The 26,310-nt window shown below is 65.9% G+C and carries 25 protein-coding genes and 3 pseudogenes; 14 read left to right on the top strand and 14 right to left on the bottom strand.

The genetic code is table 11. From position 1 onward, the window contains the following. Positions 1-60: 60 nt before the first annotated feature. The 4 genes and pseudogenes from ACFLEY_RS19585 to ACFLEY_RS19570 form a co-directional block, all read right to left on the bottom strand. Positions 61-753 (bottom strand): GNAT family N-acetyltransferase, encoded by a 693-nt coding sequence (locus tag ACFLEY_RS19585; protein WP_060911707.1) that lies wholly within the window; start codon positions 751-753, stop codon positions 61-63. A 4-nt stretch (positions 754-757) separates the two neighbouring features. Beyond that, positions 758-1,105, bottom strand: a complete 348-nt coding sequence (locus ACFLEY_RS19580; RefSeq protein WP_028171039.1) for a Lin0512 family protein — start codon at positions 1,103-1,105, stop codon at positions 758-760. A gap of 181 nt (positions 1,106-1,286) precedes the next feature. Further along, the gene (locus ACFLEY_RS19575; protein WP_060911706.1) at positions 1,287-2,951 is read right to left on the bottom strand and encodes an acetolactate synthase large subunit; all 1,665 of its coding nucleotides are present in this window, start codon (positions 2,949-2,951) and stop codon (positions 1,287-1,289) included. A 993-nt stretch (positions 2,952-3,944) separates the two neighbouring features. Beyond that, positions 3,945-4,836: pseudogene (locus ACFLEY_RS19570) on the bottom strand (LysR family transcriptional regulator). A gap of 104 nt (positions 4,837-4,940) precedes the next feature. Between ACFLEY_RS19570 and ACFLEY_RS19565 the strand changes: the two are divergent. The 7 genes and pseudogenes from ACFLEY_RS19565 to ACFLEY_RS19535 all read left to right on the top strand — a co-directional run bounded on the left by ACFLEY_RS19565 (position 4,941) and on the right by ACFLEY_RS19535 (position 9,682). Continuing rightward, a pseudogene (locus ACFLEY_RS19565) lies at positions 4,941-5,677 on the top strand (SDR family oxidoreductase). Positions 5,678-5,713: 36 nt separating this feature from the next. Beyond that, on the top strand, positions 5,714-5,947 hold the full coding sequence (locus ACFLEY_RS19560; protein ID WP_060911705.1) for a 4-oxalocrotonate tautomerase family protein: 234 nt from the start codon (positions 5,714-5,716) through the stop codon (positions 5,945-5,947). Between the two features lie 84 nt (positions 5,948-6,031). Further along, a complete protein-coding gene (locus ACFLEY_RS19555; RefSeq protein WP_249162939.1) occupies positions 6,032-6,715 on the top strand; it encodes a GntR family transcriptional regulator in 684 nt (227 codons plus the stop codon). Then, positions 6,712-7,962: a dicarboxylate/amino acid:cation symporter gene (locus tag ACFLEY_RS19550; protein ID WP_060911703.1), complete on the top strand. Its 1,251-nt coding sequence runs from the start codon at positions 6,712-6,714 to the stop codon at positions 7,960-7,962. Before ACFLEY_RS19555 ends, ACFLEY_RS19550 begins: the two co-directional genes overlap by 4 nt. Next, a complete protein-coding gene (locus ACFLEY_RS19545; RefSeq protein ID WP_060911702.1) occupies positions 7,962-9,005 on the top strand; it encodes a low specificity L-threonine aldolase in 1,044 nt (347 codons plus the stop codon). The genes ACFLEY_RS19550 and ACFLEY_RS19545 overlap by 1 nt, the downstream gene beginning before the upstream one ends. A gap of 65 nt (positions 9,006-9,070) precedes the next feature. Next, complete coding sequence (locus ACFLEY_RS19540; protein ID WP_011086791.1) at positions 9,071-9,424, top strand: MmcQ/YjbR family DNA-binding protein; 354 nt, start codon at positions 9,071-9,073, stop codon at positions 9,422-9,424. 102 nt (positions 9,425-9,526) lie between these two features. Beyond that, on the top strand, positions 9,527-9,682 hold the full coding sequence (locus ACFLEY_RS19535; RefSeq protein WP_053815110.1) for a hypothetical protein: 156 nt from the start codon (positions 9,527-9,529) through the stop codon (positions 9,680-9,682). A 75-nt stretch (positions 9,683-9,757) separates the two neighbouring features. On the opposite strand, the gene ACFLEY_RS19530 is transcribed toward ACFLEY_RS19535, so the two are convergent. Continuing rightward, complete coding sequence (locus ACFLEY_RS19530; protein ID WP_211433640.1) at positions 9,758-10,228, bottom strand: MarR family winged helix-turn-helix transcriptional regulator; 471 nt, start codon at positions 10,226-10,228, stop codon at positions 9,758-9,760. A gap of 138 nt (positions 10,229-10,366) precedes the next feature. On the opposite strand from ACFLEY_RS19530, the gene ACFLEY_RS19525 reads away from it, so the two are divergent. The 3 genes from ACFLEY_RS19525 to ACFLEY_RS19515 all read left to right on the top strand — a co-directional run bounded on the left by ACFLEY_RS19525 (position 10,367) and on the right by ACFLEY_RS19515 (position 12,186). Continuing rightward, positions 10,367-10,768: an Ohr family peroxiredoxin gene (locus ACFLEY_RS19525; RefSeq protein ID WP_060913061.1), complete on the top strand. Its 402-nt coding sequence runs from the start codon at positions 10,367-10,369 to the stop codon at positions 10,766-10,768. 79 nt (positions 10,769-10,847) lie between these two features. Beyond that, positions 10,848-11,261 (top strand): cupin domain-containing protein, encoded by a 414-nt coding sequence (locus ACFLEY_RS19520; protein ID WP_060911701.1) that lies wholly within the window; start codon positions 10,848-10,850, stop codon positions 11,259-11,261. Positions 11,262-11,313: 52 nt separating this feature from the next. Next, entirely contained in the window at positions 11,314-12,186 is an 873-nt protein-coding gene (locus tag ACFLEY_RS19515) for a bifunctional helix-turn-helix transcriptional regulator/GNAT family N-acetyltransferase (RefSeq protein ID WP_060911700.1), read from the top strand. Positions 12,187-12,229: 43 nt separating this feature from the next. Here ACFLEY_RS19515 and ACFLEY_RS19510 read toward each other — a convergent pair whose 3' ends face one another. Further along, positions 12,230-13,450, bottom strand: a complete 1,221-nt coding sequence (locus tag ACFLEY_RS19510) for an MFS transporter (protein ID WP_060911699.1) — start codon at positions 13,448-13,450, stop codon at positions 12,230-12,232. Between the two features lie 184 nt (positions 13,451-13,634). Between ACFLEY_RS19510 and ACFLEY_RS19505 the strand changes: the two are divergent. Then, a pseudogene (locus ACFLEY_RS19505) lies at positions 13,635-14,083 on the top strand (cupin domain-containing protein). 178 nt (positions 14,084-14,261) lie between these two features. Here ACFLEY_RS19505 and ACFLEY_RS19500 read toward each other — a convergent pair. Next, a complete protein-coding gene (locus tag ACFLEY_RS19500; RefSeq protein ID WP_396604739.1) occupies positions 14,262-14,849 on the bottom strand; it encodes a DUF308 domain-containing protein in 588 nt (195 codons plus the stop codon). Between the two features lie 107 nt (positions 14,850-14,956). Then, positions 14,957-15,541 (bottom strand): TetR/AcrR family transcriptional regulator, encoded by a 585-nt coding sequence (locus ACFLEY_RS19495; protein WP_060911697.1) that lies wholly within the window; start codon positions 15,539-15,541, stop codon positions 14,957-14,959. A 78-nt stretch (positions 15,542-15,619) separates the two neighbouring features. Here ACFLEY_RS19495 and ACFLEY_RS19490 point away from each other — a divergent pair, with 78 nt between their 5' ends. After that, on the top strand, positions 15,620-16,117 hold the full coding sequence (locus tag ACFLEY_RS19490; RefSeq protein ID WP_011086781.1) for a peptide deformylase: 498 nt from the start codon (positions 15,620-15,622) through the stop codon (positions 16,115-16,117). Positions 16,118-16,159: 42 nt separating this feature from the next. Here ACFLEY_RS19490 and ACFLEY_RS19485 read toward each other — a convergent pair whose 3' ends face one another. From ACFLEY_RS19485 to ACFLEY_RS19475, 3 genes are all read right to left on the bottom strand, one after another. Further along, a complete protein-coding gene (locus ACFLEY_RS19485; RefSeq protein ID WP_028171024.1) occupies positions 16,160-16,522 on the bottom strand; it encodes a helix-turn-helix transcriptional regulator in 363 nt (120 codons plus the stop codon). Further along, positions 16,522-17,184: an SRPBCC family protein gene (locus ACFLEY_RS19480; RefSeq protein ID WP_011086779.1), complete on the bottom strand. Its 663-nt coding sequence runs from the start codon at positions 17,182-17,184 to the stop codon at positions 16,522-16,524. The genes ACFLEY_RS19485 and ACFLEY_RS19480 overlap by 1 nt, the downstream gene beginning before the upstream one ends. Positions 17,185-17,385: 201 nt before the next feature. Continuing rightward, positions 17,386-18,177: a helix-turn-helix domain-containing protein gene (locus tag ACFLEY_RS19475; RefSeq protein ID WP_060911696.1), complete on the bottom strand. Its 792-nt coding sequence runs from the start codon at positions 18,175-18,177 to the stop codon at positions 17,386-17,388. A gap of 120 nt (positions 18,178-18,297) precedes the next feature. Between ACFLEY_RS19475 and ACFLEY_RS19470 the strand changes: the two genes are divergently transcribed. After that, positions 18,298-19,848 carry a carboxylesterase/lipase family protein gene (locus tag ACFLEY_RS19470; protein ID WP_396604738.1) on the top strand — a complete coding sequence of 517 codons (1,551 nt, stop codon included), beginning with the start codon at positions 18,298-18,300 and terminating at the stop codon, positions 19,846-19,848. A gap of 74 nt (positions 19,849-19,922) precedes the next feature. Here the strand turns inward: ACFLEY_RS19470 and ACFLEY_RS19465 are convergent, their stop codons facing one another. Continuing rightward, positions 19,923-20,804 carry a GyrI-like domain-containing protein gene (locus ACFLEY_RS19465; protein ID WP_060911694.1) on the bottom strand — a complete coding sequence of 294 codons (882 nt, stop codon included), beginning with the start codon at positions 20,802-20,804 and terminating at the stop codon, positions 19,923-19,925. Positions 20,805-20,979: 175 nt separating this feature from the next. Continuing rightward, the gene (locus tag ACFLEY_RS19460; protein WP_060911693.1) at positions 20,980-22,239 is read right to left on the bottom strand and encodes a serine hydrolase; all 1,260 of its coding nucleotides are present in this window, start codon (positions 22,237-22,239) and stop codon (positions 20,980-20,982) included. A 275-nt stretch (positions 22,240-22,514) separates the two neighbouring features. On the opposite strand from ACFLEY_RS19460, the gene ACFLEY_RS19455 reads away from it, so the two are divergent. After that, a complete protein-coding gene (locus ACFLEY_RS19455; protein WP_060911692.1) occupies positions 22,515-23,906 on the top strand; it encodes an NAD-dependent succinate-semialdehyde dehydrogenase in 1,392 nt (463 codons plus the stop codon). Positions 23,907-23,992: 86 nt separating this feature from the next. On the opposite strand, the gene ACFLEY_RS19450 is transcribed toward ACFLEY_RS19455, so the two are convergent. Further along, positions 23,993-26,218 (bottom strand): hypothetical protein, encoded by a 2,226-nt coding sequence (locus ACFLEY_RS19450; protein ID WP_396604737.1) that lies wholly within the window; start codon positions 26,216-26,218, stop codon positions 23,993-23,995. Between the last annotated feature and the right edge of the window lie 92 nt (positions 26,219-26,310).

Below are 26,310 nucleotides of genomic sequence, written 5' to 3'. Positions count from 1 at the left end.
TGTGGTTGGGACGGATTTAGCGTGAATTCGAAGGAAATGAAGGGCGATCCCCGAGGGAGCCTATCCCTCCTTCATGAACGCAGTGACGTACAGGCGCCGCCGAATTCGCATGCCCTGTCGCTGGTACAGCGCGATCGCGGACGCGTTGCCGGAAAACACGTGCAGGAACGGAATCTCGCCGCGCGCCTCGATCCGGCGCGCGACCGCCGCGAGCAGCGCCTGCGCATAGCCGCGCCCGCGATAGTCCGGATGGACGCAGACGGCTGTCATTTCGACGAACCTTCCCGGCTTCATCCGCTCGCCGGTCATCGCGACCAGTTCGCCGCTGACGCGGATGCCGAGGAATGTGCTGAGCTCATGCGTACGCAGTGCGAATGGACCGGGCTTCGTCAGATCCGTCAGCGCCATCATGGCGGGAACGTCGGCGGCGCTTAATTTGACGATCTCGGCGTCGCGCAGCGAACTGTCAGCGGGCGAGCCGATCATCTGCTCGCCGGTCTTGGCCAGCACCACCTTGAAACCGGCGGGCATTTCGACCGGCTCCGGCGTGAACAGCGCGGCGACCTGCGAGCCCGACAGGAGATCACGGAGCGCGGCAAAACTTGCCGCGGACATGTCGGCCATGTCGGCAAACGGCGTCATGTCCACAGGATAGCGCAGCGCTCGCGGGCCGCCCTCCGCCAGATGCTTCTGGCTCGTTGTCAGCGCGCTCCAGATCGGGCGATCCAGCAGCGCCTCATCGCTGTCGGACACCGGCCTACTCCTTGTCGAAGCTGACGATGACGGCGGCATTGGCGATGAGGATGGGGTCGTTGGCCACCTCCGTGGCCGAGGGAATCTCAAGCCCGCCCTTGACCGCAGTCACGGTCACGGTGCCGTAGGGCAGCTCCTTCGCAACGGCTTCCTTGTCCACCGCCTCGGGGTTGGGCACTCCGATCGTGACATCGACGAACATGTCGTTCGCGGTCTTGCCGATCATCCGGAAGAAACCGAGGCTCGAATGCCGGATGGCATCCGACACCGCCCGCTTCGCCGCCTTGGTGGCGTCCCTGCCGTGAACGTCGACGCCCATGCCCATCTCGGTGATACAGCGAACGCGAGTCATTTCATATTCCTGTGGCTGGTTGGATTACGTTGACGCAAGTTGTTATCGCATTTTGGCTGATCGGCATACTCCGTCATTGCGAGGAGCGAAGCGACGAAGCAATCCAGACTGCCTCTGCGGAAACACTCTGGATTGCTTCGCTACGCTCGCAATGACGGGTGTGGCGAGAGTGGCGAGCACATCACGCCTTCGACTTCTCGTGAGCCCGCAGCTCATCCACGAGCACCCGCACGTTCTCCGAATAGTCGATCGGGATCGAGACCAGGTGCACGCCGCCTTCCCTGAACGCGGCATCCAGCGTCGGGCCGAAGCTGTCGATGCTCGCGATGCGATGGCCCTTGGCTCCATAGGCCTTCGCGTAGAGGGCGAAATCGGGATTGCCAAAGGTCATGCCGAAATCGGCGAAATGATCGACGGCCTGCTTCCAGCGGATCATGCCGTAGGCGTTGTCCTCCAGCACCAATACGACCAGGTTGAGCTTGAGGCGGACGGCGGTTTCCATCTCCTGGCTGTTCATCATGAAGCCGCCGTCGCCGGCGACCGCGAGCACGCGGCGGTCGGGATAGAGCATCGCCGCCATCATCGCCGACGGCAGGCCTGCGCCCATCGTCGCCAGCGCGTTGTCCAACAACAGCGTGTTGGCGACGCGGGTGCGGTAGTTGCGCGCGAACCAGATCTTGTACATGCCGTTGTCGAGCGCGACGATGCCGTTCTCCGGGATCACCTGGCGAATGTCGTGCACGATCCGCTGCGGCGTCGGCGGCCAGCGCGCCTCGGTGGCGCGGTCGGCGATATGCCTGAGGATCTCCTCACGGAGCGGCACCAGCGCCGCGGCCTGCGGCAGCTTGCCTTCGAGCCGGTCGGCGAGCAGCTCCAGACTCGGGCCCACGTCGCCGACAACCTCGGCATCCGGGAAATAGACCTGCTCGACGCTGGCCGACGTGTAGCTGACGTGAATAACCTTCGGGCCCGACGGCCCCATGATGAAGGGCGGCTTCTCGATCGGGTCGTGACCGATCGCCACGATCAGATCGGCGGCGTCGATCGCGTCGTGGACATAGTCGCGCTCCGACAGCGCCGCGGTGCCCATATAGAGATTGGTGCCGCCGGGCACGGTGCCCTTCCCCATCTGCGTGGTGAAAAAGGGAATGCCGGTTCGCCGCACGAAGCTCGCGATGCCGTGGGTCGATCGCGGCCGGCTGGTCGCGGCGCCCATCATCACCAGCGGATGCCTTGCGGCGAGAATCATCTCGGCGGCACGATCGAGCGCGGCGCGGTGGGCGACCGGAATCTCGATCGGATGGATCGGAATCACGGGAGCGGCCGGCACTTCATCGCCCGCGATGTCCTCGGGCAGTTCGAGATGCACCGGCCCCGGCCGCTCCTCCATCGCCACGCGAAAGGCATCGCGCACCACGGTCGGGATGCTGGAGGCGCTGATGATCTGCCGCGACAGCTTTGTCAGCGGCTTCATGGTCGCGACCACGTCCACGATCTGGAAGCGCGCCTGCCTGCTGCTCATGATCGGCTTCTGGCCGGTGATCAGGATCATCGGCATCGCGCCGAGATGCGCATAGGCCGCACCCGTGGACAGATTGAGCGCCCCTGGGCCGAGCGTCGAGAGACAGACGCCGGGCTTCCCGGTGAGCCGGCCATGGGTGGCAGCCATGAAGGCGGCCGCCTGCTCGTGGCGGGTCAGGATCAGCTCGATCTTGGAGGTGCGGAGCGATTCCACGAGATCGAGGTTTTCTTCGCCGGGAACGCCGAAGATGCGATCGACGCCTTCATTCTCCAGCGCCGCGACAAACAGGTCCGATCCCTTCACCTTGCGCTCCTGCCCGCTCATGTCGCCTCCCGGTCACAATGTCGGCCCCTGTGTTCGACGGGAACCTCAAGTGTATCGTAACCGCGTGGCGCTCCGGCACAACTCACAAAGCGGCGCAGTTGGCCAACTATGTAGAGAGTGACTGTTCCGTCATCCTGAGGTGCGAGGCTTGCGGTGCGAATGCATCGCAAGCCGAGCCTCGAAGGATGAACGGCCGGGATGCAGCCGGGCCGTCGCCCTTCGAGGCTCGCCCTGCGATACATCGCAGGACGAGCACCTCAGGGTGACGGTGATAAATTGGTGCTCGCGACCAGTCGGATTTCCCAATCGCAGACACATCTTCGCATCCTCGCGGCTTGCTTCGCCCGAGCTTTGCTTCATCGCGACACCCTCCGATGTCAGAGGGCGCAGGGAAGACCGGGTGCCGACTGGCACCCGAGGTCCACTGTGCGAAAGGTGGCTACAAAATCTGCACAGCGGCATACAGGTGAAGCCCAACACACGGCCTTCCCTGCGCAGTGGTTTGACGGCTTATGCCGCGTTCTCCCCGGGGAGCGATGCACTATTGCCCCCGTCGCCTTGCGGATCGCTGATGTGCGCGCCCGGTCGGGCCGCCGCATCACCGCAAGACTTGGCGCACAGACCCCGGGCGCCAGGACGACACGGTTTTGCCGTACGCAGATCACACCGGTCGTGTGCGCGACGGCCTTCGCTCACGGTTGCCCGCCCTGCGATGCCCTCGCGCCGATGTGACTAGCGTCCACCGCAGCTCACCCCGCGTGTCGTGACGATCGCGATACGCCCCTCTGACCGGGATGAGGTGGCGCACGAATACGCCAAAGCCGAATTTCGGTAAAGTGGAATATTTTTGCTTGAGCGGATTGACCCGCGGCTTGGGTGTTTTGCCCGTCGGGCAACGCAAGCTCTTGTAGCCCGGATGAGCGAAGCGATATCCGGGATTCGTGCGGGCGGCGGTCCCGGGTATCGCTTCGCTCACCCGGGCTACGAGTCACATCAAAGCTTCGCCTCGGCAAAAATGCCCAATATCCAGTCGAGGAAGACGCGCAGGCGCAGCGCGGGCTGGCGGTTTTGCAGGTACAGCGCGGAGAGCGGCGTCGGTGACGGCGGATAGTCGGCGAGCACCTCGACCAGCGCGCCGCTGGCGAGATCATCCGCGAAGCGATAGCGGGGGGCCTGGGCGAGGCCGAAGCCGAGCCGTGCGAGATCGGCCATGGTGTCGGAATTATTGACGCGAACCCGGCTCGGCAGCACGACGTGATGCAGCGCGCCGGGAACCGAAAATTCCAGCGGCAGCACATGCCGGTGCGCGAGGAGACGAAGGCGACCATCTGATGGCCGTCGAGCGTATCCGGCGCCATAGGCACGCCGTGGCTGGCGAGATAGGCCGGGCTCGCCACTGTGATCTCCGCGATCGTGCCGAGGCGGCGCAGGATCATCCCGCTGTCCTCCGGCTCGCCCGACCGGATTACGCAATCGATGCCTTCGCGCACGAGATCGACCAGGCGGTCGCCCTGCCCGATCTGCAAGTCGAGCTGCGGATAGCGCGCCAGGAATGCCGGCAGGTGCGGCAGGATGAAGGTGCGGGTCAGCAAGGGATGGGCGTCGATGCGGAGCAGGCCGCGCGGCCGCGCATCACGCATCGCGGTTTCCGCTTCCTCGACCTCGGCCAGGATGCGACGCAGCGGCGGTAATAGTCCTCGCCGTCCAGCGTCGGCGTGACATGCCGCGTCGTGCGGTCGAGCAGGCGCGAGCCCAAGCGCGACTCGAGGCTGCGCAAGACCTCGCTCGCCGTCGAGCGGGGAATGCCGAGATCGGCGGCCGCAGCCGTAAAACTCTGCCGCTCGACGAGGCGAACGAACAGACGCATGGCGTCAAATCGGTCCATGGCCGATTGTTCACCACAGCCGACAAGTGATGGCAAGTCCCGGGCGATTATCCGGCCACGGCGATCAGCTAGATCTCCGGCTGAGGACAACGAGGAGACCTGCCATGACCCACCAACATCAGCGCGCCGCCATCGTGACCGGCGGCTCCCGCGGCATCGGCGCGGCGATCGCCCGCCGGTTGGCGCAGGACGGAATTGCGGTCGCGATCAACTATGCGAGCGGCCGCGCGGCTGCCGATGCGCTCGTCGCCGAGATCGAGGCCGCCGGCGGACACGCCATCGCCGTGCCGGCCGACCTCGCCGATCCGGCAACCCCTTTACGGCTGTTCGATGCGGCCGAGCGCGCCTTCGGCGGCGTCGACATCCTCGTCAACAATGCCGGCGTCATGGAGCTCGGGCCGCTCGCCGAGGTGACCGATGAAGCGTTCGCGCGGCAGATTTCGATCAATCTCGAAAGCGTGTTCCGGTCCTTGCGCGAAGCGGCGCGGCGGCTTCGCGACGGCGGCCGCATCGTCAGCCCTCCAGCGTGATCGGTCTCTACCAGCCCGGCTACGGCGTCTACGCCGCGACCAAGGCGGCGGTCGAAGCCATGACGCACATCCTCGCCAAGGAGCTCGGCAGCCGGCGCATCACCGTCAACGCGGTGGCGCCCGGGCCGGTCGAGACCCGGCTCTTTCTCGAAGGCAAGAGCGAGCAGCAGGTGCGCGCCATTGCCGCCATGAATCCGTTCGGCCGCCTCGGCCAGCCCGACGACATCGCAGGAATCGTCGCCTTCCTCACCGGTCGCGACGGCGGCTGGGTCAACGGCCAGGTCATCCGCGCCAATGGCGGCGTGGTCTGACGCGCGGCACGATCGCATCACACGGAGAGACCCATCATGCCTTTCGCCAACATCAAGATTCCGCAAGCCGCACTGTCTCGCGCCCAGAAGGCGGAGATCGTGCATCGCCTCACCGCGCTGTTCGTCGACTATTTCGGCGAAGCGGCGCGGCCGCACACGATGGTGCTGATCGAGGAAGTCCCCGACGGCGGCTACGGCCGCGCCGACGAGGTGTTCGTTGTTCCCGACGCCTGGCGCGCCCGCGACGCCGTCACGCCAGCTTCAGGCTGAGCTCGGTGCCGCCCTTGGTCGTTTCACCAGCAAAATCAGCAGCCAAGCTTGACATTCCTCTGACATACCGCTGGTATGTCAGCTATGCCAACCGCCTCCCTCGACCGCGACCGCGCCTATGCCCTGCTCCGCGACCTCGTCGTGTCAGGCGAGTTTGCGCCTGACGAACCCCTCTCCGAACGCAGCCTGTCGAGCCGGCTGGCGCTGGGCCGCACCCCGATCCGCGAGGCGCTGAAGGCGCTCGCCAAGGACGGCCTGCTCACCATCCATCCGATGCGCGGCACCTTCCTGCGCCAGATGTCCTTCGACGATCTGCGCGAGATTCATGAATTGCGGCTCGCGCTCGAAGGCATGGCCGCCTATCTCGCCGCGACGCGCGGGCCGACGGAGCCGCTGCGCCAATGCGCCGGGGAGCTGCGCAGCATTCAGCCGCGCGAAAACCTCGATGTCGAGGAGGCGCAGCAGGTCGGCTGGGCCTTCCACGACGAACTGTTTCGCGCGACCGGCAATGGCCGGCTGGCGCAGTCCTACGACAATCTGCGCGCGCAGAGCGGCCTCGCCCTCCAGAAGATGCGGCAATACAGCGTCGAGCGCACGCGCCAGGCCGTCAGCGAGCATCTCGATATCTACGCGGCCATCGAAGCGCACGATCCTGACGCCGCGCAGCAGCGCATGTGGCGGCATCTGTCGTCCGCATTCGAGGCTCGCCTCACCGCGCTGGGCGCGATCCGCACGCAATATCCGGGACAAGGAGACCACCACGCATGATCCGGCCGCTGTTCAGATTGCCGCTCGTGTTCCAGATGCTGCTCGGATTGGTGCTGGGCCTCGGCGTCGGCCTGCTCTGGCCGGATTTCGGCGCGAGCCTGCGGCCGATCGGCACCGCCTTCGTCGAGGCGGTGAAGATGATCGTCATTCCCGTGGTGTTCGCAGCCGTCACGCTCGGCCTCTATCGCATGGGGAGCGAGTTGAAGGTCCTCGGGCGCATCGCCGCGATCAGCCTCGGCTATTTCTACCTCGCCACCGTGATCTCGATCCTGATCGGCCTGCTCCTCAACGCCGCCTTCCATCCCGGCGCCGGCGCCCCGCTGGCCGCGACCGGCAAGGTGCCGCAGAACCTCGCAGTGTCGGTGGACTGGATCAAGTTCTTCATGGACATGATCCCCTCCAACATCGTCGCGGCGATGGCCGAGCAGAAGATTCTCCCGACGCTCGTCTTCGCCATTCTGTTCGGCCTAGCCCTCGCCTCTAGCGGCAAGGTCGGCGAGCCCATGGTGGCCGTGCTCGAGGCGGTGATGGCGGCGATGTTCAAGATCACCAAATGGATCACCTCGCTCGCTCCGATCGCCATCTTCGCGGTGATGGCGTGGCTGTTCGCGACGCAAGGACTCGCCACCGTGGTCGCGCTCGCAAAACTCGTCGGCGTGATGTATCTGGGCCTTGCGATCATGGTCGCGATCTTCTGGCTGATGCTGCTTGCGATCGGCGAGAAGCCGCTTGCCGTCACCAAGGCGGTGATGGAGCCGATGATCCTGGCCTTCTCCACCCGCTCCTCGGAAGTGACCCTGCCGCTGCACATGGAGAAGCTGCGGGCGATGGGCGCCTCAGAGCGCATCGTCTCGGTGGTGCTGCCGCTCGGCTATGCCTTCAACCGCGACGGCGCCATCATGTATTTTGCCCTCGCCGTCACTTTCCTCGCGGAAGCCTATGGCGTGACGCTGACCTGGTCGACGCTGTTCACCATCGTCATGGTCACGACGATCGCGAGCAAGGGCAGCGCCAACGTCCCCTCCGGCGGGCTCGTCGCCATCGCCATGGTGCTGTCGGCAATCGGGCTGCCGATCGAGGCGCTCGCGGTCATCGCCGGCGTCGACGCCTTCCTCGACATGGGCCGCACCGCGATCAACGTGTTCGGCAACACGGTCGCGGTGAAGCTGGTCGAAAAGTTTGCCGGCGACATGGCCGCCGATGAGACCCAGCCGACGGCGGCCGGCCTGCAAGTGCAGGACGCCTGATGGTCGCGCAAGAGAGAGGCCGCGACGGCGTCGTCGATCTGCGCAGCGACACCGTCACGCTACCGACGGCCGCGATGCTGGAGCGCATGCAGCGGGCCCCGCTCGGCGACGACGGCCGCGAGGGCGACCCGACCGTCCGCGCGCTCGAAGCGCGCGGCGCCGCGTTGACCGGCAAGGAAGCTGCCCTGTTCGTGCCGAGCGGCACGATGGGCAATCTCCTGGCGATGCTCGCCCATGCCGAGCGCGGCGCAGAGGTATTCGCCGACGCTGGTGCGCACCTGCTCAACTCCGAGCTCGGCAGCGTCGTGACGATCGCGGGGCTGGTGCCGAAGCCCATGCCGAGCCGTCGCGGCGCAATGGACGAAGCGGCGCTTGCAGACGCGATCCGCGGCTCGGAACGTCCCGGCCTGATCGCAATGGAGACGACGCATAACGGCGCCGGCGGCGCCGTGCTGCCCCTGCCGCACATGATGCGAATTCACGCGCTCGGACAGAGCAACGGGATCCCCGTGCATCTGGACGGCGCCCGCCTGTTCAATGCCTCGGTCGCGCTCGGCGCGCCGGCGGCACGGATCGCCGAGCATGCCGACAGCGTGATGGTCTGCCTGTCCAAAGGCCTGAGCGCGCCGGTCGGCAGCCTTCTGTGCGGTACCGCGGAGTTCGTCGCACGGGCGCGCACCTTGCGGAAACTCGTCGGCGGCACCATGCGCCAGTCCGGTGTCGTCGCAGCCGCGGGCCTCGTCGCGCTGGAGACGATGATCGAGCGCCTCTCCAAGGATCACGCGGCAGCAAGGCGGCTCGCCGCGGCCTTGAGCTGGCTCGACCCGGCACTCGCTGATCCCGACCAGGTGCAGACCAACATCCTGCGCGTCGACGTCTCCGCAAGCGGACGCGAGGCCGCCGCATGGGCCGAGGGCGTGAAGCAGCGTGGCATCCTGGTGCAGGCGAGCGGCCCCTCGCAGCTCCGGCTCGTCACCCATCGCCACATCGACGGAGCGGCGGTGGACCGCACCATTGCCGCCTTCGCGGCGCTCGGCCGCTAGCGCGCGCATTGCAAGCAGCAAGCGCGCGCATTGCAAGCCGCACGCGGCGTGCTATCGCTCGCCCCATGACTCCGAAAAGCTTCGAAGCGCGCTGCCTGCGCCTGCCCGCCGCCACCAAGGTGGTGCAGTGGGAAGGCACCTCCGTATTCAAGGTCGGCGGCAAGATGTTCGCGCTCGGCGGCGGCTTTGTCGCAAGCTCCGGCGGCTACATGTTCAAGGTCTCGGACATGGCCTATGCGATGCTGATCGAGCACGGCGTGGCACGTCCGGCGCCGTATCTCGCCCGCGCCAAATGGGTGCAGCTCGTCAGCAACAACGCCCTGCCTGATGCCGAGCTCACCGCCTATCTGGCGCAGGCCCACGCGCTGATCGTGGCCAAGCTGACGCGCAAATCACGCAAGATGCTGGGGCTGGACTAGAGCCTCGCTGCGCCGCCCTCGCCATAACGTGATGTTCCTCCCATGGACTTGTGCTGCACCGCAACTAGCTCAAGGCAAAGTCCAATCGAGATGGAGTGTTTTATGAGCTCACCGAACACCACGACAGCCGCCAAATCTCATCGCTATGAACTCGTGCATGGTGACGGAGCCGACTTCGTCGCCTACCAGCGCCGTCGCGAAGACGGGATTTGGCAGACCTTTGCGACATGGATGATTCCGCGCACGGTCTGCAGCTGAAGCGGAGCGCTTTTCCCTCGTGCTTGCGCCGGAGGCGGACGCCGCCTCCGGCTTCCCTGCAGAAGCCCGCTCCGCTCAGCGCTTCTTCTCTGCACCCGTTTGGGTCGCGCGCAGCAGATTGTCGCGCAATGTGCTCACCGTCTTCTGCACCACCGGAAAATCGTCGCCGAGGCCGGTCGCCTCGATCAGGGACTCGCCGAGATCCTGTTCGATCAGCTTGCGCCCGCCCGGCGTCAGGCTCACCCGCACCTGCCGCTCGTCGGCGGGATCACGGTGGCGCCTGATGTAACCCGTCTGCTCGAGCTTCTTCAGGATCGGCGTCAGCGTGTTGGATTCCAGGAACAGCTTCTCGCCGAGCGCGCTGACGGTCTGCTCGTCCTCCTCCGACAGCGCCACCAGGGCGATGTACTGGGTGTAGGTCAGCCCGACCTTGTCCAAGAGGGGCTTGTAGGCACGGCCGAAGGCGAGATTGGCCGAATAGACCGCAAAGCACAGGAAATTCGACAGCTTTCGGCCTTTGCCGGCGGCTTTGGGGAAACGGGCCACGGGAACCTCCGCAATTCGTGATCTGCCAACCGATATAAATCGTATCCGATTAAATCGGAAGATCTTGACCGGCGGATGCGGCGGGTTTATTTCATGGCGCATCCGATTAGCTCGGATACGATAAAAAAGGACCCCGCCATGTCATCCGCTGCCAAGCTTCTCTTTACCGGCAAGACCCACGTCACCTCAGGCTCCGATGGTGCCGCGCACTCCAGCGACGGCTTCCTCGACATCAAGTTGGCGCAGCCGCATCCGGCCGCCGAAAACCTGTTCGCCGCCGCCTGGTCGGCCTGCTACCTCGGCGCGCTCGGGCTCGCCGCCGCCCAGCGCAAGGTCAAGCTGCCGAGCGAGCCGTCGGTCGACACCGCGATCGACCTGAACAATGCGAACGGCGCCTTCTTCCTGCGCGCCCGTCTCGACGTCAGCGTCCCCGGCGTCGACCGTGCGGTGGCGCAGGAGCTGATCGAAGCCGCGCACGGCATCTGCCCGTACTCCAAGGCGGTGCACGGCAACATCGAGGTGACCACCACCCTCGTCTGAAGCGCCACGACGCGGGAACCGGCCGGCATCGGCTGGGCCCGAGTGGTGCGATCAATCCTGCGACCACACGGAGCCGACCATGAGCCATCGTCTTTTGCCCGCCGTGCGTATCCTCGCCAGCGCCGCCGTACTGGCCGCAAACCTGTTCACGCTGCCGGTAGCGGCGCAGCCGGCCGGCGTCACGCGCACCGGACTCCAGCGCCACGATCTCAGCGCGCCCGGCCGCGAAGCCGTGCAGGTGCGCGTCGACCTCGCCCCCGGCGTGGCGTTCGGCCGGCACACCCATCCGGGCGAAGAAATCATCTACGTGCTGTCAGGCGCCATCGAATACGCCGTCGAAGGCAAGCCACCGGTGACGCTGAAGGCCGGCGACGTGCTGTTCATCCCGTCCGGCACAGTGCATGCGGCGAAGAACGTGGGCACCGAGACCGCCAGCGAGCTTGCGACCTATATCGTCGCGAAGGACAAGCCGCTGCTGACGCTGGCAAAGTGAGGCCAGCCACTCCAATTGACCAGGAGATAATATCTGACTAAAGTCAGATATTATGCTCGATTCCGTCTCACGCGTTCGCCGCTTCAACCGTGCCGTCACCTCCGCCGTCGGCGCGCTCGACACCTCGTTCCTCGGCCGCGGCCGTCCGCTCGGCGCGGCGCGCGTGCTCAACGCGATCGGGCACGGACGTTCGGACGTGGCCGAGATCCGCGACTATCTCGGGCTCGATTCCGGGCTGATGAGCCGGCTGTTGCGCAGCCTCGAGGACGAAGGGCTGGTCGAGACCACGGCGCATGCGGACGATGCGCGCCGCCGCGTGGCAAAACTCACACGCACCGGCCGGCGCGAGTTCGCGGCCTACGAGGCGCTGTCGAATACGCAGGCAGAAAGCTTCCTCGCCCACCATTCGCAGCGCGATGCGCTGCTGGCGGCCATGGACATGATCGCCTCCGCGCTGACGCGCGAGCGCGTTGTGCTCGACGAGATGGACCCGCGATCCGAGGAGGCGCGCTATTGCCTCGGCGAATATTACGCGGAGCTCAGCCGCCGTTTCAAACAGGGCTTTGACGTTTCGCTGTCGCGCGATCCCGATGCCAAGGACATGCGCCGGCCGCGCGGGAGCTTCATCGTCGCGATGTCGGATGCGCTGCCGATCGGCTGTGTCGGGCTGAAGGGAACCGACCACGGCTATGCCGAGATCAAGCGGCTGTGGGTCGCCCCCGCCGCGCGCGGATTGCGGCTCGGCCGTCGCCTGATGGACGCGGCCGAAGATGCGGCGCGCGCGCTCGGCATCGCGCTGCTGCGGCTCGACACCAACAGCGCCCTCCCCGAGGCCGGCCAGCTCTACCGCAGCACGGGCTGGCGCGAGATCCCGCGGTTCAATGACGATCCCTATCCGGATCTGTTCTTCGAAAAGCAGCTGTGAGTCAGAAGTCCCGGGTGTCGCTTCGCTCACCCGGGCTACAGTCTCACGCCGCTGCAGTCGCCGCCTGCCCTTGCGGCTTCGCGAACGGGCGGAAGGTCATCGCCATCAGGAAGGCGCCGAGGCCCATCGCCCAGGAGGCGATGTAGAGCCAGGCGTAGCTCGAGAACGCGTCGTAGATCAGGCCGCCGGCGAGCGGCCCCGTCGCCATGCCGAGGCTGCCGGCCATCGCGGTGCCGCCGATCACCGTGCCCATCATGCGCAGCGGAAAGTTTTCGCGCACCAGCACCGCGTAGAGCGGCATGGTGCCGGCATAGATGAAGCCGAAGATGGCGCCGACCGCGTAGAAAGTCGCGAGCTGATGCGCGAAGACGTAGGCGAGCGCGCCGAACGCCTGCAACAGCAGGCCCGTGACCAGCACGCGCTTGGCGCCGAAGCGATCGCCGAGCAGGCCGAAGGCGATGCGGCCGCCCATGCCGGCAAAACCCTCGATGCTGTAGATCGTCACCGCCGCGATCAGCGGAATGCCGCAGCTCACGGCATAGCTGACGGTGTGGATGATCGGGCCGGAATGGGTGGCGCAGCAGAAGAAATTGGTCGCGAGCAGGATGAGGAATTGCGGCGAGCGCAGCGCCTCCCCCAGCGACATCTCCGCCTGCGCGGCGTCCTCACCCGACGGCACGGGCATCGCCTGCGCAAGCGCGGGCGGACGGCGCACCAGCAGCGATACCGGGATCATGATGGCGCCGACCACCAGTGCCACGATCTGCATCGAGGTGCGCCAGTCATGGCCGGAGACGAGCCAGGCCGCGAGCGGCGACATCGTCATCGGCGCCATGCCCATGCCGGCCGACACCAGCGAGACCGCGAGGCTGCGATGGGTGTCGAACCAGCCGGTGACGGTCGCCATCATCGGCGCGAAGATCGCCGCGCAGGAGGCACCGACCAAGAGGCCGAACACGAACTGGAACGCAATGAGCGAGGTCGCATGGCTCGCCCCGAACAGGCTCAGCGCCAACACCGTCGAGCCCGTCAGCACCACCGGCCGCGGCCCGAACCTGTCCGTCGCGGTGCCCCAGGCCATGCTGGTGAAGGCCATCGCCAGAAAGCCGATCGTCATGGCGCTGGAGATGCCGGTCACCGACCAGCCGGTGTCCTTGGCGATCGGCTGCAGGAACACCGGCAGCGAAAACATGCCGCCGATCGCGACGCAGCCAAGCAGGCCGCCGGCGGCGACGATCACCCAGCGATAGTAGGACGAGTTCATTTTCCTTGTCTCCCGTCAGTCTGTCTGAGTGAAAGACGATTGGGATTGGCGCGCGCCGACAGGCGACGGTACTTTAATTTTCCGGCGATCGCGACCGCGCCGCCGGTGCGCGGTTCCGCAAGCGCCGCCCCTGATGCGGCCTGTTCGCGCCTCATAACTCCAAAGGTTTCAGGAAAGCACCCGCATGCCCAAGATCGACATCGCCGCAGTGCCGGAGCGCAGAGGCTCCGGCTATCCCTCGCCCTTCAGCCTTCCTTGCGCCGAGCGCATCCGGCAGCGGCTCGGCAGCGCCGGGGGGCCTTTCCGATTTCGGCGTCAATTTGATGCGGCTGCCGCCGGGCAGCTGGTCGAGCCAGCGGCACTGGCATTCGCATGAGGACGAGTTCGTCTATTTGCTCGAAGGCGAACTGACACTGATCGAGGACGACGGTGAAACCGTCTTGCGCGCGGGCGATTGCGCCGCCTTTCCGAAAGGCAGCGGCAACGGCCATCACATGATCAACCGGTCGGACGCGATGAATCGGCTCGCGCTCGCCCGCCGACCTCATCACCTGCTCCGACATCGACATGATGAGCCCGGCTTCCGACGGCCGGTTCCTGCACAAGGATGGCAAGCCCTATCCGGACGGCTAGTTCGGCCACGAGAACAAAAACCTCGAAAACAACCCCATGCACAGTAGGCGGGCGCTGCGGGATCAATGACTTACGATGTCGGTCACTTGCGATGCCGATCACTTGCGATACCAGGCCGCAATTTGACTCGTCGGGCAAAACACCGGCATCCTGTCATGATCCCGCCAACGCCATCGCATCACCCCAGCTGAGCCCGCCTGGCGCCACGCCGCCACGCGCTGACGGTGAGCCAGATCGCCGAGACCAGGAAGTAGAGCGCGCCGACCGCAGCATAGCCGGCGACATTCGTGATCGACGGAGCCGCGGGCATCGCGGCTTGAGCAATGAAGAAGCCGCCTGCCAGCGCTGATTGGCCACCGCTGAGCGCCATGGCCCACTGCGCGCCAAAACGGCTCCAGCGTCGGATTGCCGTCCCGAGCTGCAGCAATCCGGACAGGATCGCCCATGCACCGAACACGCCGAGCACCCAGTTCATGCTGACCTGCAAGGCAAGGACGACCGCGACTGTGGTCGCCAGACTGACCAGGACGTTCAGAGCCTGGGTGCGGTTCTGGGCGAGCCCACCGCTGCGCAGCGCGTCGAGCCAATTGGCCGCGGCGTCCCACGCCGGATAGGCGACGAGCAAAGCTCCGGCGACCGGCGCGGAGGACTGACCGACGGCAAACGCAGCGGCGACCCAGGCGACGGAAAACCCCGCGCGCGTGAAGTAGTACAGCCTCAGCCATTGCTCCTGACCGGCCGAATCCGGCTGATGATGATCTCTCATGACAGTCTCCTTACCTACTAGTTGGTAGTTTCTCGAGCGAAGCGAAATTGCAGCGACGCAGGTGGCTTGCAGCTTGTGTGATTGTCGGGGGGCCCGCCGGGTGGATCTCAGCGCGTTGCGGACAGCCGCTCCAGCAGCGGCCGGGTGATGACACCGAACATCTTGGGATCGCCATAGGCACGCGCCGACAGCATCGCGCCGTGAACCGTGGCCATGAATCCTTCGGCCTCGACCCGCGCCGTGCCGGAAAGCTGTAGCCGCCCCTGCCGCTTGCCGCGCTCAATCACCGAGGTCAGCCAGGATGCCAGGGCGCGGAAATGGGCGCGCACTTCAAGCGCCACCTCCTCGGGCAGGAGCGGAAGCTCGCTGGCAAGAAGCGCACACACGCAGAACGGAGCCGTCGCGTCCTTGATGCACGCCTCCCAATAGGCGAGATAGCTTTTGAGCTGTGCGCCGGGGTCCGGGATGTTGCGCTCGATGGCGGAGAGTCCCGCCGCGGCCTCCTCGCGATAGCGCGACACGAGGGTGCGGACCAGGTCGACCTTGCTGGCGAAATGGTGGTGGATGCTCGGCTTGCGGATGCCGACGATGTCGGCGATGTCGGCGTAGCTGAAGCCGTTATAGCCGCCGGCAATGATCAGCTTGCGCGCGCAGGCCAGAATCTCGTCGGCGGTCGAGGAAACGTTGGTCATGGCGCATTAACTACCTTCCAGTTGGTAGGGCGTCAAGAACGAGGTGCTTCAACCATCCGTGAGTGGTAGGGAGCGTGCATGACCATCCGCCCCCTCGTCCGCTACCCCGACCGCCGGCTGGCGATTCCTGCCCGCCCCGTCACTGCGTTCGACGACGAGCTCCGCGAGCTCGCCGCGGACCTGCTCGACACCATGCGCGCCGCGCCCGGCATCGGCATCACGGCTCCGCATATCGGCGTGCCCTTGCGCGTCGTGGTGCTCGAGCTCGACGCCAAAGACGGCGCACGGACCTATGTCAATCCTGAGATCACATGGGCTTCGCCCGAGATGATCATGCACCGGGAGGGCAGCGTCTCGATGCCCGGGGTCAACGACGAGGTCCAGCGTCACGCCCGCGTGCGCATCAGCTACTGGGATCTCGACGGCACCATGCAGACCGAGGATTCGGAAGCCCTGCGCGCCGTCTGTCACCAGCACGAGATCGATCAGCTCGACGGGATGTTCTGGATCCAGCGGCTGTCGCGGCTGAAGCGGGAACGGCTGGTGAAGAAGTTCGAGAAAATGTCGCGGGGGTGACCGTGACGCTAAGGCGGCTTCGCCACCTTGTTCGCGACGCCTTCAAGCCCTCTTCCCGCTCCGTTTGGTGACGGGAGCGTGACGACGCTCCCGCTTGCCGCGCGCGATCTCGGTCGCCAGCGCGTCCAGCTTCGGCTCCCAGAAATTCCTGAACTGACCGATCCACGCATCCACCGCGCGAAGCCCCGCAACGTCGACCGAATAGAGCCGCCTTTGCGCCTCCGCCCGAACCGTCGCGAAGCCGCTCTCGCGCAGCACCTTGAGGTGCTGCGACACGGCGGCCTGCGTGATTCCGAACTCCGCCCCGATCGCCTCGACGACCTCGCCGGACGCCATTTCCCCGGGCGACAGCAGCTCGAGGATGCGACGGCGCACGGGATCGGCGAGGACCTCGAAGACGTGCATCAGCTTCCTGTGCCTGGATGTGCGACATCGGGCGGCATCTCGCCGCGATAGAAGGCGATGGTGCGGTCCGAGCGCTGCTTCGCCGTGTCAGGGTCGACCCCGCTCGCGACATGCGCCTCGCGCCATTGCTCGCCGCTTCGTGTCATGAATTCCTTGCCCGCAGGAGATCCCATCCATGCCTCGGCCGTCTCATGGTCGACCGATGCCCCCGTGGCAACATATCGCTCAAGTCCGGCAATGGCGAGGTCCCAACCGATACCCACGGCGCCTGGGCCGAACTGATTCCAGTGATCCTCGATGATCGCGGTGTGCTCCAGCGTCAACCGCGCCTGATGTCGTTCTGCCGCGAGCTGGACGTCGATCCAGCTCATCGCACCGCCGAATTCCCACGTCGCTGCAAAATGGGTCGGCGGCGTACATGCCGTGATGGTGCCGCCCGCATTGCCCTTGAGCTGGTACCTTCCGCCGAGCTGGAGGTCTCCCTCGACCGGCAAGAACCAGCGCGGAATGCGCTCCCTGCTGGTCACCGCGTCCCAAAGATCGTCAACGCTCGTCTCGTAAAGCCGCGTCAGTGTCACCGCGCTGGCCGGCTTGCCGTCTTTCTCGAAATTCCGCACCGAACGCGTCACAAGCCCCAAGACTCTGGCGACGTCGATCTCCATTGCATTCCTCCTTGTCGTTGATCGCAAGGGCAAATATCGATCTGCACTAATATAAGTCAAGTCTTATATTCACGACGTTCGACGCCTGGAATTCGGTGCCCCTCCTTCAGCGGCAGAAAAAGGTCCCCAACCGCCTCGTGCTCCGGCACCTCCGGGAAGAAGCTCCGCCGCTGGCAATAGATCGGGAAGTTGCGTGCTTCCCTACGCATCCCGCACGATACTGCTGAGATATTTTGCCGGGGGTTTGCCGAGCGCCTTCTTGAACATCGTGATGAAGGCCGCGACGGACTCGTAGCCGAGATCGGCCGAGACCTGCTGCACGCTGGCGCCGGCAGTGAGTTCTCGCAGGGCGACGATCAGGTGCAATTGCTGGCGCCAGCGCCCGAAGCTCAGACCCGTTTCCCTGACGACGAGACGCGCGAGGCTGCTCTCGCTGAGCGCGACGCGCTTCGACCATTCGGCGAGGGTCCTGCGGTCGGAAGGATCTTTTGCCAGCGCAGCCGCGATCCGCTTCAACCGCGGCTCGGACGAGAGCGGCAGATGGAGCTGCTGGACGGGCATGCGCGGCAGCTCGCGGAGCAGGACGCTCGCCAGGAGGTCCACCCTCGCCAAGTCATCCCCGACCTGATCGCACAACTCGACGATCAGCTCACGCAGCAGCGGCGAGATCGACAGCGTGCAGCATCGACCCGGCAGGTCCACGATGTCGGGCTCGATGTAGAGGAAAAACAGCCGGGCATTCTCTGTGGCGAGGTTGCTGTGCTGCATGCCGCCGGGAATCCACACCGCGCAATGTGGCGGCACCATCCACAGGCCACTGGGAACGCGACATGTGACACCACCTCCCAACGCGAAGACCAGTTGTCCCTTGCGGTGGCTGTGATCGGGGACCTCCCCCTTGGTCCCCGTCACGTCAACGCGCACGGCGATGACCGGGGCGGAGCGATCGTCCACATCGAGGCTGGACCATGGAAAGCGAAGGGGTTGCCGCATGCTGCCGGTTTTTAGTCATTGATTGGCTAAATATCTAAATTCAACGAGGGCGAAAGTCGATAGGTTGTTGCCAAACCTGCAGGGCGGCGGCCAGGCGCCTACCGATGACGGGATACGACCATGAATGCCTTCACGACCGCGACAGCAGCCGAACTCGGACGTGTGGTCCGCACCCAAGCCGGTTTCGTGCGCGGCGGCGTGCGGGACGCAAGCGGCGTGCTGTCGTTCAAGGGCATCCCCTACGCGGCGCCCCCGGTTGGACGGCTGCGCTGGTGCGCACCGCGGCCGCCAGCGCCTTGGGACGGCGTGCGAGATGCAAGTGTGTTTGGCGCAGGCTGTCTTTCAGCTCTCGAAAACGACCATCGGCCGGGACCGCGCGACGAGGATTGCCTCTATCTCAATGTCTGGACCACAGCGGAGCATCCGGACGAGAGGCGGCCCGTGATGGTGTGGATTCATGGCGGGGGCTTTCAATTCGGCTCCTCGGCCAACCCCGCGACCGACGGCGGCGCGCTGGCGGCCAGCGGGGTCGTCGTCGTCAGCTTCAACTATCGCCTCGGCGTCTTCGGCTTCCTCGCCCATCCTGATCTCGACGCGGAAGCGCCGTCGGGCAATTACGGCCTCAGAGACCAACTGGCGGCGCTGCGCTGGGTCAAGGCCAACATTGCCGGCTTCGGCGGCGATCCTGACAACGTCACCCTGTTCGGCGAGTCCGCCGGCGCCATGGCCGTCGGGATCCTGATGGCCTCGCCGCTCGCGCACGGACTGTTTCACAAGGCCATCGGACAGAGCGGCGCGTTCTGGGATGGCAAGCACGGGCCACTTCAGAGTTTTGAAGAAGCCCGCGCGCGCGGTCTCGCGTTCGCCCGGCAACAAGGCGATGAGTCCATCGCCGCCTTGCGCGCGATGCCGGCCGACCAATTGAACGCAGCCGCGCCGTGGAGCTTCAAGACCAGTCCCGTCGTCGCGGCATTCTCACCGAGCATCGATCATGATGTGGTGCCCGACGTGCCCGCCCGCAGATTCCTGCGCGGCGAGCAGATGCACATCCCGTTGCTGGCGGGCTGGAATAGCGCGGAGGAATTCCCCTTCCCTGCGCAATCCCTGCCCGACCACTCGGCGCGCGCCTTTCTCACCGCGGCCGAGGCAATGTTCTGCCGGGAACGCATGGCCGATTTCCTGAAGGTCTACCCCGCCGCGACCGATGCCGAGGCGAAGGCCTCCGCGGCGGCCCTCACCGGCGACACCGTGATCGGCGAGCAGTGCTGGCAGTGGCTGCGGCTGCATCGGCGTCGCCGGCGCGCGCCCGCCTACGGCTATCTGTTCAGCTATACGTCGCGCTACACGCCGATCGCCTCGCATGTCACCGAGATCCCGTTCGTGTTCGGCACGCTGACGCCGCAACAGGTGATCGGCAGCACAGCACCGCCGGCCGAGGAGGACCGCGCGCTGGCGCGGACGATGATGGGTTACTGGGTGAATTTCGCGACGCAGGGGAATCCGAACGGATCAGGTCTGCCACCCTGGCCCGCCTATGACGAGAACGACGTCGTGCAGATCCTCGATACGACGATCGAAGCCCGTCCCAATCCGCAAGCCGCCCGCTTCCGCTTCCTCGACAGTTTCAGGCAGGACGGCGTATTGCCGATGCGCTGGCGCGAGATGGCATAAGCGGCTTAACCGCCAACTCGATAGCGACCAGTCCGTCTCCTACGACCGAAACGGACAGGCCGCCGTCAGGTGCGCTATTTCAGCGGCAGGAAAAGCTCCGCGACCGCCTCATGCTCCGGCACCTCCGGGAACAAGCTCAGCCGCTGGCAATAAATCGGGAAGTCGCGCGCTTCCTCGCCGCTGGCCGGAAGCCAGTCGCGATAAAGGTAGAGCGCGGCGGGCTCCAGATTGTCGGTGTGGCCGACGACGCGCAGCACCGCGCAACGTCCGCCGGGGATCTCGCCGGCCTTGATCGCTTCGCCATTCGCCTGGATCGGCTGGTCGGTCCCGGCGCAGAGGTCCACGCTGTAATCGGCCGGCGAGGCGGGACGCCGCTCGGAACGCCAGACATTGAAGGTCGGACTTATCCTGGGGTGGAGGTTAGCCGCCCTGCGCCAGGCGATGAACCGCTGGATGGTGGCAGGAAGCGTCGCCGGGTCGCCCCGATGCGCCATGATCGCCACCCGTGTGGGCGGGACATCGCGGATCGTCACGTCGTCAGGGGTAAAGGTCTTCTGCATGAGCTTGCTCCTCGCGTTGTCGAGAGGCCCGAAGGCCGCAAGCCACGGCTCCCAGTCGGGAGATTTCCGGAACGACGACGGCGATTGCCCGAACCGTTGCCGAAAGGCGCGGGCGAAGGCGTCCGGTGCGTCGTAGCCGGCATCCATCGCGATGTCGGTGACGCTTTCGTCGTCCCTGTAGGCCAGCCGATGCGAAGCGCGCTTCATACGGGCAAGCTGAACATAGCGATGCACGGACAGCCCGAAGGTCGCCGTGAACTGCCGGTGGAAATGAAATTTCGAGAAGGCCGCAACAGCGCTCAGCGTGTCGAGGTCCAGATCAGCGTCAAGATGCCGGTCGATATGCTCCAGCACCCGCCGCATCCGATCCTGATAATTTTGCAGCGCCGCCTTCATCGTCCCTCCTCCGTGGCGGCTCCAGTTAGTCGCTGACGGCTGCGACGTGCTCGACCGATCTTGCGGTTCGGGGACTCGTAGGATGGGTAGAGCGCAGCGAAACCCATCATCGCTGGTACTCCGCGAGAGAAGCCGATGGGTTTCGCTATCGCTCTACCCATCCTACAACCTCACCTCACCCGCCCGCCATCAGCTGCTTCGCCAGCGCCATGTAGGCCGGCAGCGTCACGGGATCGTTGGCGGCGTTGCCCGCGACGGGGTGCGAGGCGTAGCGCGCGATCACCATCTCGGCCTTGGGATCGATGTAGATGCCCTGGCCGTGGACGCCGCGCGCCATGTAGGCGCCGTGGGGATTGTGCGTCACCCACCATTGATTGCGATAGGAGGCACCTGGCAACGTGGTGTAGCCGGCCGGCTTGAATTTCTCGGAATCGCCGCCGCGCGAAATGTCCTCGACAACGGACGACGGCACGATCTGGCGGCCATTAAAACGGCCGTGATTGCGCATGGTCTCGCCGAAGCGGGCGAGATCGCGCAAAGTGGTCGAGAGACCGCCGCCGCCGCTTTCGGTGCCGATGCGGTCGACGTGATAATGCGCGTCCTCTTCCGCGCCGATTTGCGTCCAGATCCGCTCGGAGAGAAGATCGGACAGCGTCAGGCCGCTGGCGCGCCGGCAGATCCAGGCCAGCACGTCGGTGTTGACGGTCTTGTAGGCAAAGGCCTTGCCGTGCTCGCCCTGCTTCTTCTGCGCGACGAGGAAATCGAAAATGGTGGTCGGGCCGTCATAGCCAGGCGGAATCGGCGCCATGCCGTTGGCGCGCCGCAAGCCCCACACATGCGAATTCTTGTCGGTGTAGACCTCGGTGTATTCGAGGCCAGTGGTCATATCCATGACCTCGTGCACGCGCGCATCGCCAAATGCGCTCGCCTTCAGCTCCGGTACATAGTCCGTGACCGGTGCCTGCGGATCGATCTTGCCCTCGGTGACCAGAATGCCCGCGAGCACGCCGGTGAAGGATTTCGTTACCGACATTCCGATATGCGGCTTGTGCGCCTTCAACGCACCGAAGTAGCGCTCGTAGATCAGCTTGCCCCGATGCAGCACGGCGATGCCGTCGGTGTAGGTCTCCTCCAGCATTTTCGCGAAGGTCATGGGACGGCCGTCCATCGTGGTCGAGGCGACCGCGCCGATGTCGTGGTCCTCGCGCGGCAGCGGCGATGCCGGTCCCGCCCCGCGCCAGACGTTCACGGTCGGCACCAATTGGCGGATATTGCTCCAGGCCCAGCGCAGCTCGGGGAAGCTGCGGAACGAGCCGTCCTGGAAGGTGATCGTCCGCTCCGGCGCCGGCGGGAAGCCCTTCATCCAGCCGAGCGTTTCGGGATCGGTCTCGGCGGCGGTTGCGGGGGCTTGATTGGCGGTGGTCGCGACGGACATGAAGGCAGGCTCCGGAGAGGACGATGTGGCTGGCGTATCATGAGACAGCGCAACCCGCATCCCGCGTTTGTGCCGGGGTGCTGTGCAGTGCCCCCCGATGATGCCCCGCCCCGGCGGGCCGCCCGCGCGGTCGATCGCTGTCTCGTGAACGGCGTCGAGGCGTGCCGATTGACCTGTCTCAAAGTGACGACCTCCATTGTGATCCATCGTTTCGTCAGCACCGGCGGCTGAGATCGGCGATTTGTTCTCTGCTTACGCGAAAGGAACGACGAAGCATGGCCTACGCAACCACCTACCCCTACACGGGTGAAGTCCTCGAGACATTCCCCACCGCCACCGATGCCGAGGTCGCCCGCGCGATCGACGCGGCGCATGCGGCCTTCCTTGCCTGGCGCGAGACGTCCTTTGCCGCGCGCGGCGCAATCCTGCAAAAGGCAGCTAACCTGCTGCGCAAGGACGCCGACGCCTATGCAAAGCTCCTGACGCTCGAGATGGGCAAGCTGTTCACCGAAGCGAAGGCCGAGGTCGAATTGTCCGCGAAGATCTTCGAATATTACGTCCAGAATGCCGAAAGCCTGCTCCGGCCGGAGAAATTGACTGTCGCCGATCCCGCCGAGGGCGAGGCCGTCATCGTCTGCGAGCCGCTCGGCGTGCTGCTCGCCATCGAACCCTGGAACTTCCCTTACTACCAGATCGCCCGCATCATCGCCCCGCAGCTTTCGGCCGGCAACACCATGCTGCTGAAGCACGCCTCCAACGTGCCGCAGAGCGCGGCGGCGTTCGAACGGCTGATGCGCGAAGCGGGGCTGCCCGAGGGCGCCTTCATCAATCTCTACGCGACCCGCTCGCAGGTCGAGACGATCATCAACGATCCGCGCGTCCATGGCGTGGCGCTCACGGGCTCGGAAGATGCCGGCGCGGTCGTCGCCGCGCAGGCCGGCAAGGCGCTGAAGAAGTCGACCATGGAGCTCGGCGGCGCCGACGCGTTCGTCGTGCTCGCCGACGCCGACATGGCCAAGACGATCAAATGGGCGGTGTTCGGCCGTCACTGGAACGGCGGCCAGGTCTGCGTCTCATCCAAGCGCATGATCATCGTCGATGCGGTCTATGACGAATTTCTTGCGCGCTACCGCGAGGGCGTGGCCGGCCTCAGGGCGGGCGACCCCTTCGCTCCCGAAACGACGCTGGCTCCGCTCTCCTCGCAAGCCGCGGCCGACGAGATCAAGGAAAAGATCCGCCAGGCCGTCGCTCATGGCGCCAAGGCCGAGCAGGTCGGCCCGCCCGTCCCCAACCAGGGCGCCTTCGTGCAGCCGACGATCCTGACCGATGTCGCCGACGACAATCCGGCGCGCTACTGGGAATTCTTCGGCCCCGTCTCGATGCTATTTCGCGCCAGGGACGAGAATGATGCCGTGCGCATCGCCAATGATTCCCCGTTCGGCCTCGGCGGCTCGGTGTTCACCTCCGACACGAAGCACGGCGCGGACGTCGCCAGGAAGATCTCGACCGGCATGGTGTTCGTCAACCATCCGACCAAGGTCGAGGCCGACCTGCCCTTCGGCGGCATCCGCCGCTCCGGCTACGGACGCGAATTGCTGGGGCTCGGCCTCAAGGAGTTCGTCAATCACAAGCTGATCGACGTCGTCGACATCGACGCCCGGTTCTGACGACGCGTCGTGCGTCACCCGCGCCGTGCGCGGGTGACGTGCGATGGATGGGTCGGGCGATCGATACCCGTGGCTCCGGCTTCGGCTTATCCCTTTCGCCCCGTGCGCTTCTTTGCCTTCGCGGCGCGTTTGCGCCCGGGGGCTGCCGCGCGTGCGGGACCGCGTGCCGCGCGGCCGCCCGTGTCGGCGGTCAGCTCGGGACGCAATCTGGCGAGCTTGGCGCGGTCCGGCAGCAGGTCCGCGAAGCCGTCGAGCACCCGCGGCGCGGGCGCGCCGTCGCCGGCGACGGCCAGTGCACCTGCCGGCGCCGCGGTCTGGCTGAGCGCCTGCAAGCGCCGGCACGCCTCGCCGAGGTGATAGGCATCGCCGCCGAGCGCCACCCATTTGCCGACCTCGGGATGCAGCACGAGATTGGCCGAATGGTTGTCGCTGGCGCTGGACGGATAGTCGACGAACACGTCGATCCCCGACTGCACGCCCACCATCACGCCCTGCGCCGACCACGACACGGCGACGTCGACGCGGTAGCGGCCCGGTCGCTCGAAGGCAAAACCCGCCGTACTCCAGAACACCTTCGCCGAGGCCGTGACGCTCTTGCCAGGCTCGAGCTCGCTCAATTTCGCGTGCTCGCACAGGATCACGAAGGGCCTCACCGGGCGCTCGCGCCCCTCGGCATCGGTGACCGTGATCGACGCGAACAAGGCCTCGATGCCGACGTCGTTCGGCGCGCGCAGCGACACGCCGCTGGTGTTCGTCATCGTCCAGGTCAGATCCAGCGGCTGGCCGAGCGCGACGCGGTCGGTCGTAGCCGTCACCGCAAGCGTCAGCTCGGAAGGTTCGAAGTCGTGCCGGTCGGCGGCCTGCGGCGCGCCGGTCGGGAACCAGCTTGCGAACGGCCATCCGCCCGGACGAATGACCGGATCCGGCATGTGGTTCAGGTGATGACGGACGTTGGTGTTGTGCGCGAGCTTGATCTGATCCGGGAACACGCCGGGCTCGCCCGTCGCGGGACCTCCGAGCACGTCCGCCACGCTCGGCGTCGTGGTCATGATCGAGTTGTCGGCCGCCGTCTCCTGCTCCTGGTGGATCTGGTTCAGCGTGTGCGTCAGCTCGTGGGTCGCACTGCGCAGGAACGCACGCGGCACGTCGCGCTGCTTCCTGTTCGCGGCGAGACCAAAGTTCGACGAGTCCGAGGTGGGATAGCCGTCATCGGAGAAGCTCGCGCAGCCCTCGCGGGGAACGCCGATCTGGTCGTACATGATGCCGCGCGAGCAGCCGAGCTTCGCAGGCACGACGATCATGTGCACGCGCCATTCGGCGTCCAGATTCGTCGCCGGATTGCGCACGGTCGTCATCAGCGCGTGCAGATCCGCAGAGCTCCAGCAGTTGGTCGGCACCACGCCTGATGGCACCGGGACGTTGAGCTGGTCCTGCACCACCGTCAGCTGCCAGCCGGTCCTGGCGAAGATCGTGTCGAAGAACTCCGTGCCGCCGGCGCCGTCGGGCACCGGCGCGGGCCGCACGGCGCCGACCAGCGTATCGATTTCCAGCGTCGCCCGGCGGAAGAATTTCGACACCCAGGCGAGCGTGACGCTGCCCTTGTCCACACCGCCCTCGAACAGCCGGCCCTCGTAGAACGGTCCGCCGGTCAGGGAGAACGGAAACGGCGCCGGCACCTTCGCAAGCTTCATCGTCACGGTGCGCGACGGCGTCGCCGGGAACGTGCCCTTGAACTGGCCGACCGGCGGCTGCGTGTAATTGAACTGCTCGGCGACGATGGTGAGCTCGCACTTCTTCGGCAGCGGGACCGCGACCGGCGCGGACACGCTGGTCACCCTGAGATAGGAGTGATAGCGCGCGCGGGGGAAGATGGGGATCCTCGGCCTGCGGATCGGGAACGGAATAGCCGGCTCGTCGACCGCGCTGAGCGAACCGGCGAGGCTCGTCAGCCCCGCGTCCGCTGTGGCTGCATCTCCGTCCTTGTTCCCCACGGGCGGCAACGGATGGGGGATTGGACCGATCACCGGCCGCTTCGAGTAGAGATCGCCGCTGACGATCAGATGATCCGCGCCGCCGTCGGGCGCCGAGCGATCGACGCGCAGCGTGCCTTCGAAAGACACGAAGCCGGCCGTCGGCCTGAAGTTGATCTGGTAGCAGCCCTCGCGAAAGTCGAGCCTGCACAGCCTGAAGGGCGGAAACGGCTGCAGATCGGTCCCGGCCGGCTGGTCGCCGGAATCGTCGTCGCTGATGCTGATCTGACGCGACAGCGGCACCTGCGGCTTCATCGCCGGCTCGACCGATGCTCCGGTCATCTTCGCAAGGCTGCCACTCGATTCATGCTCTGAGCAATTGCACATGTCGTAATCTCCTCGTTGAAATGACGAGGCGATCGACGTGAGCATCG

The sequence above is a fragment of the Bradyrhizobium sp. YCK136 genome, assembly GCF_044570075.1.
Taxonomy (GTDB): Bacteria; Pseudomonadota; Alphaproteobacteria; order Rhizobiales; family Xanthobacteraceae; genus Bradyrhizobium; species Bradyrhizobium diazoefficiens.
Note: the sequence above shows the minus strand (reverse complement) of the source record. Positions and strands in the feature narration are given on the sequence as shown.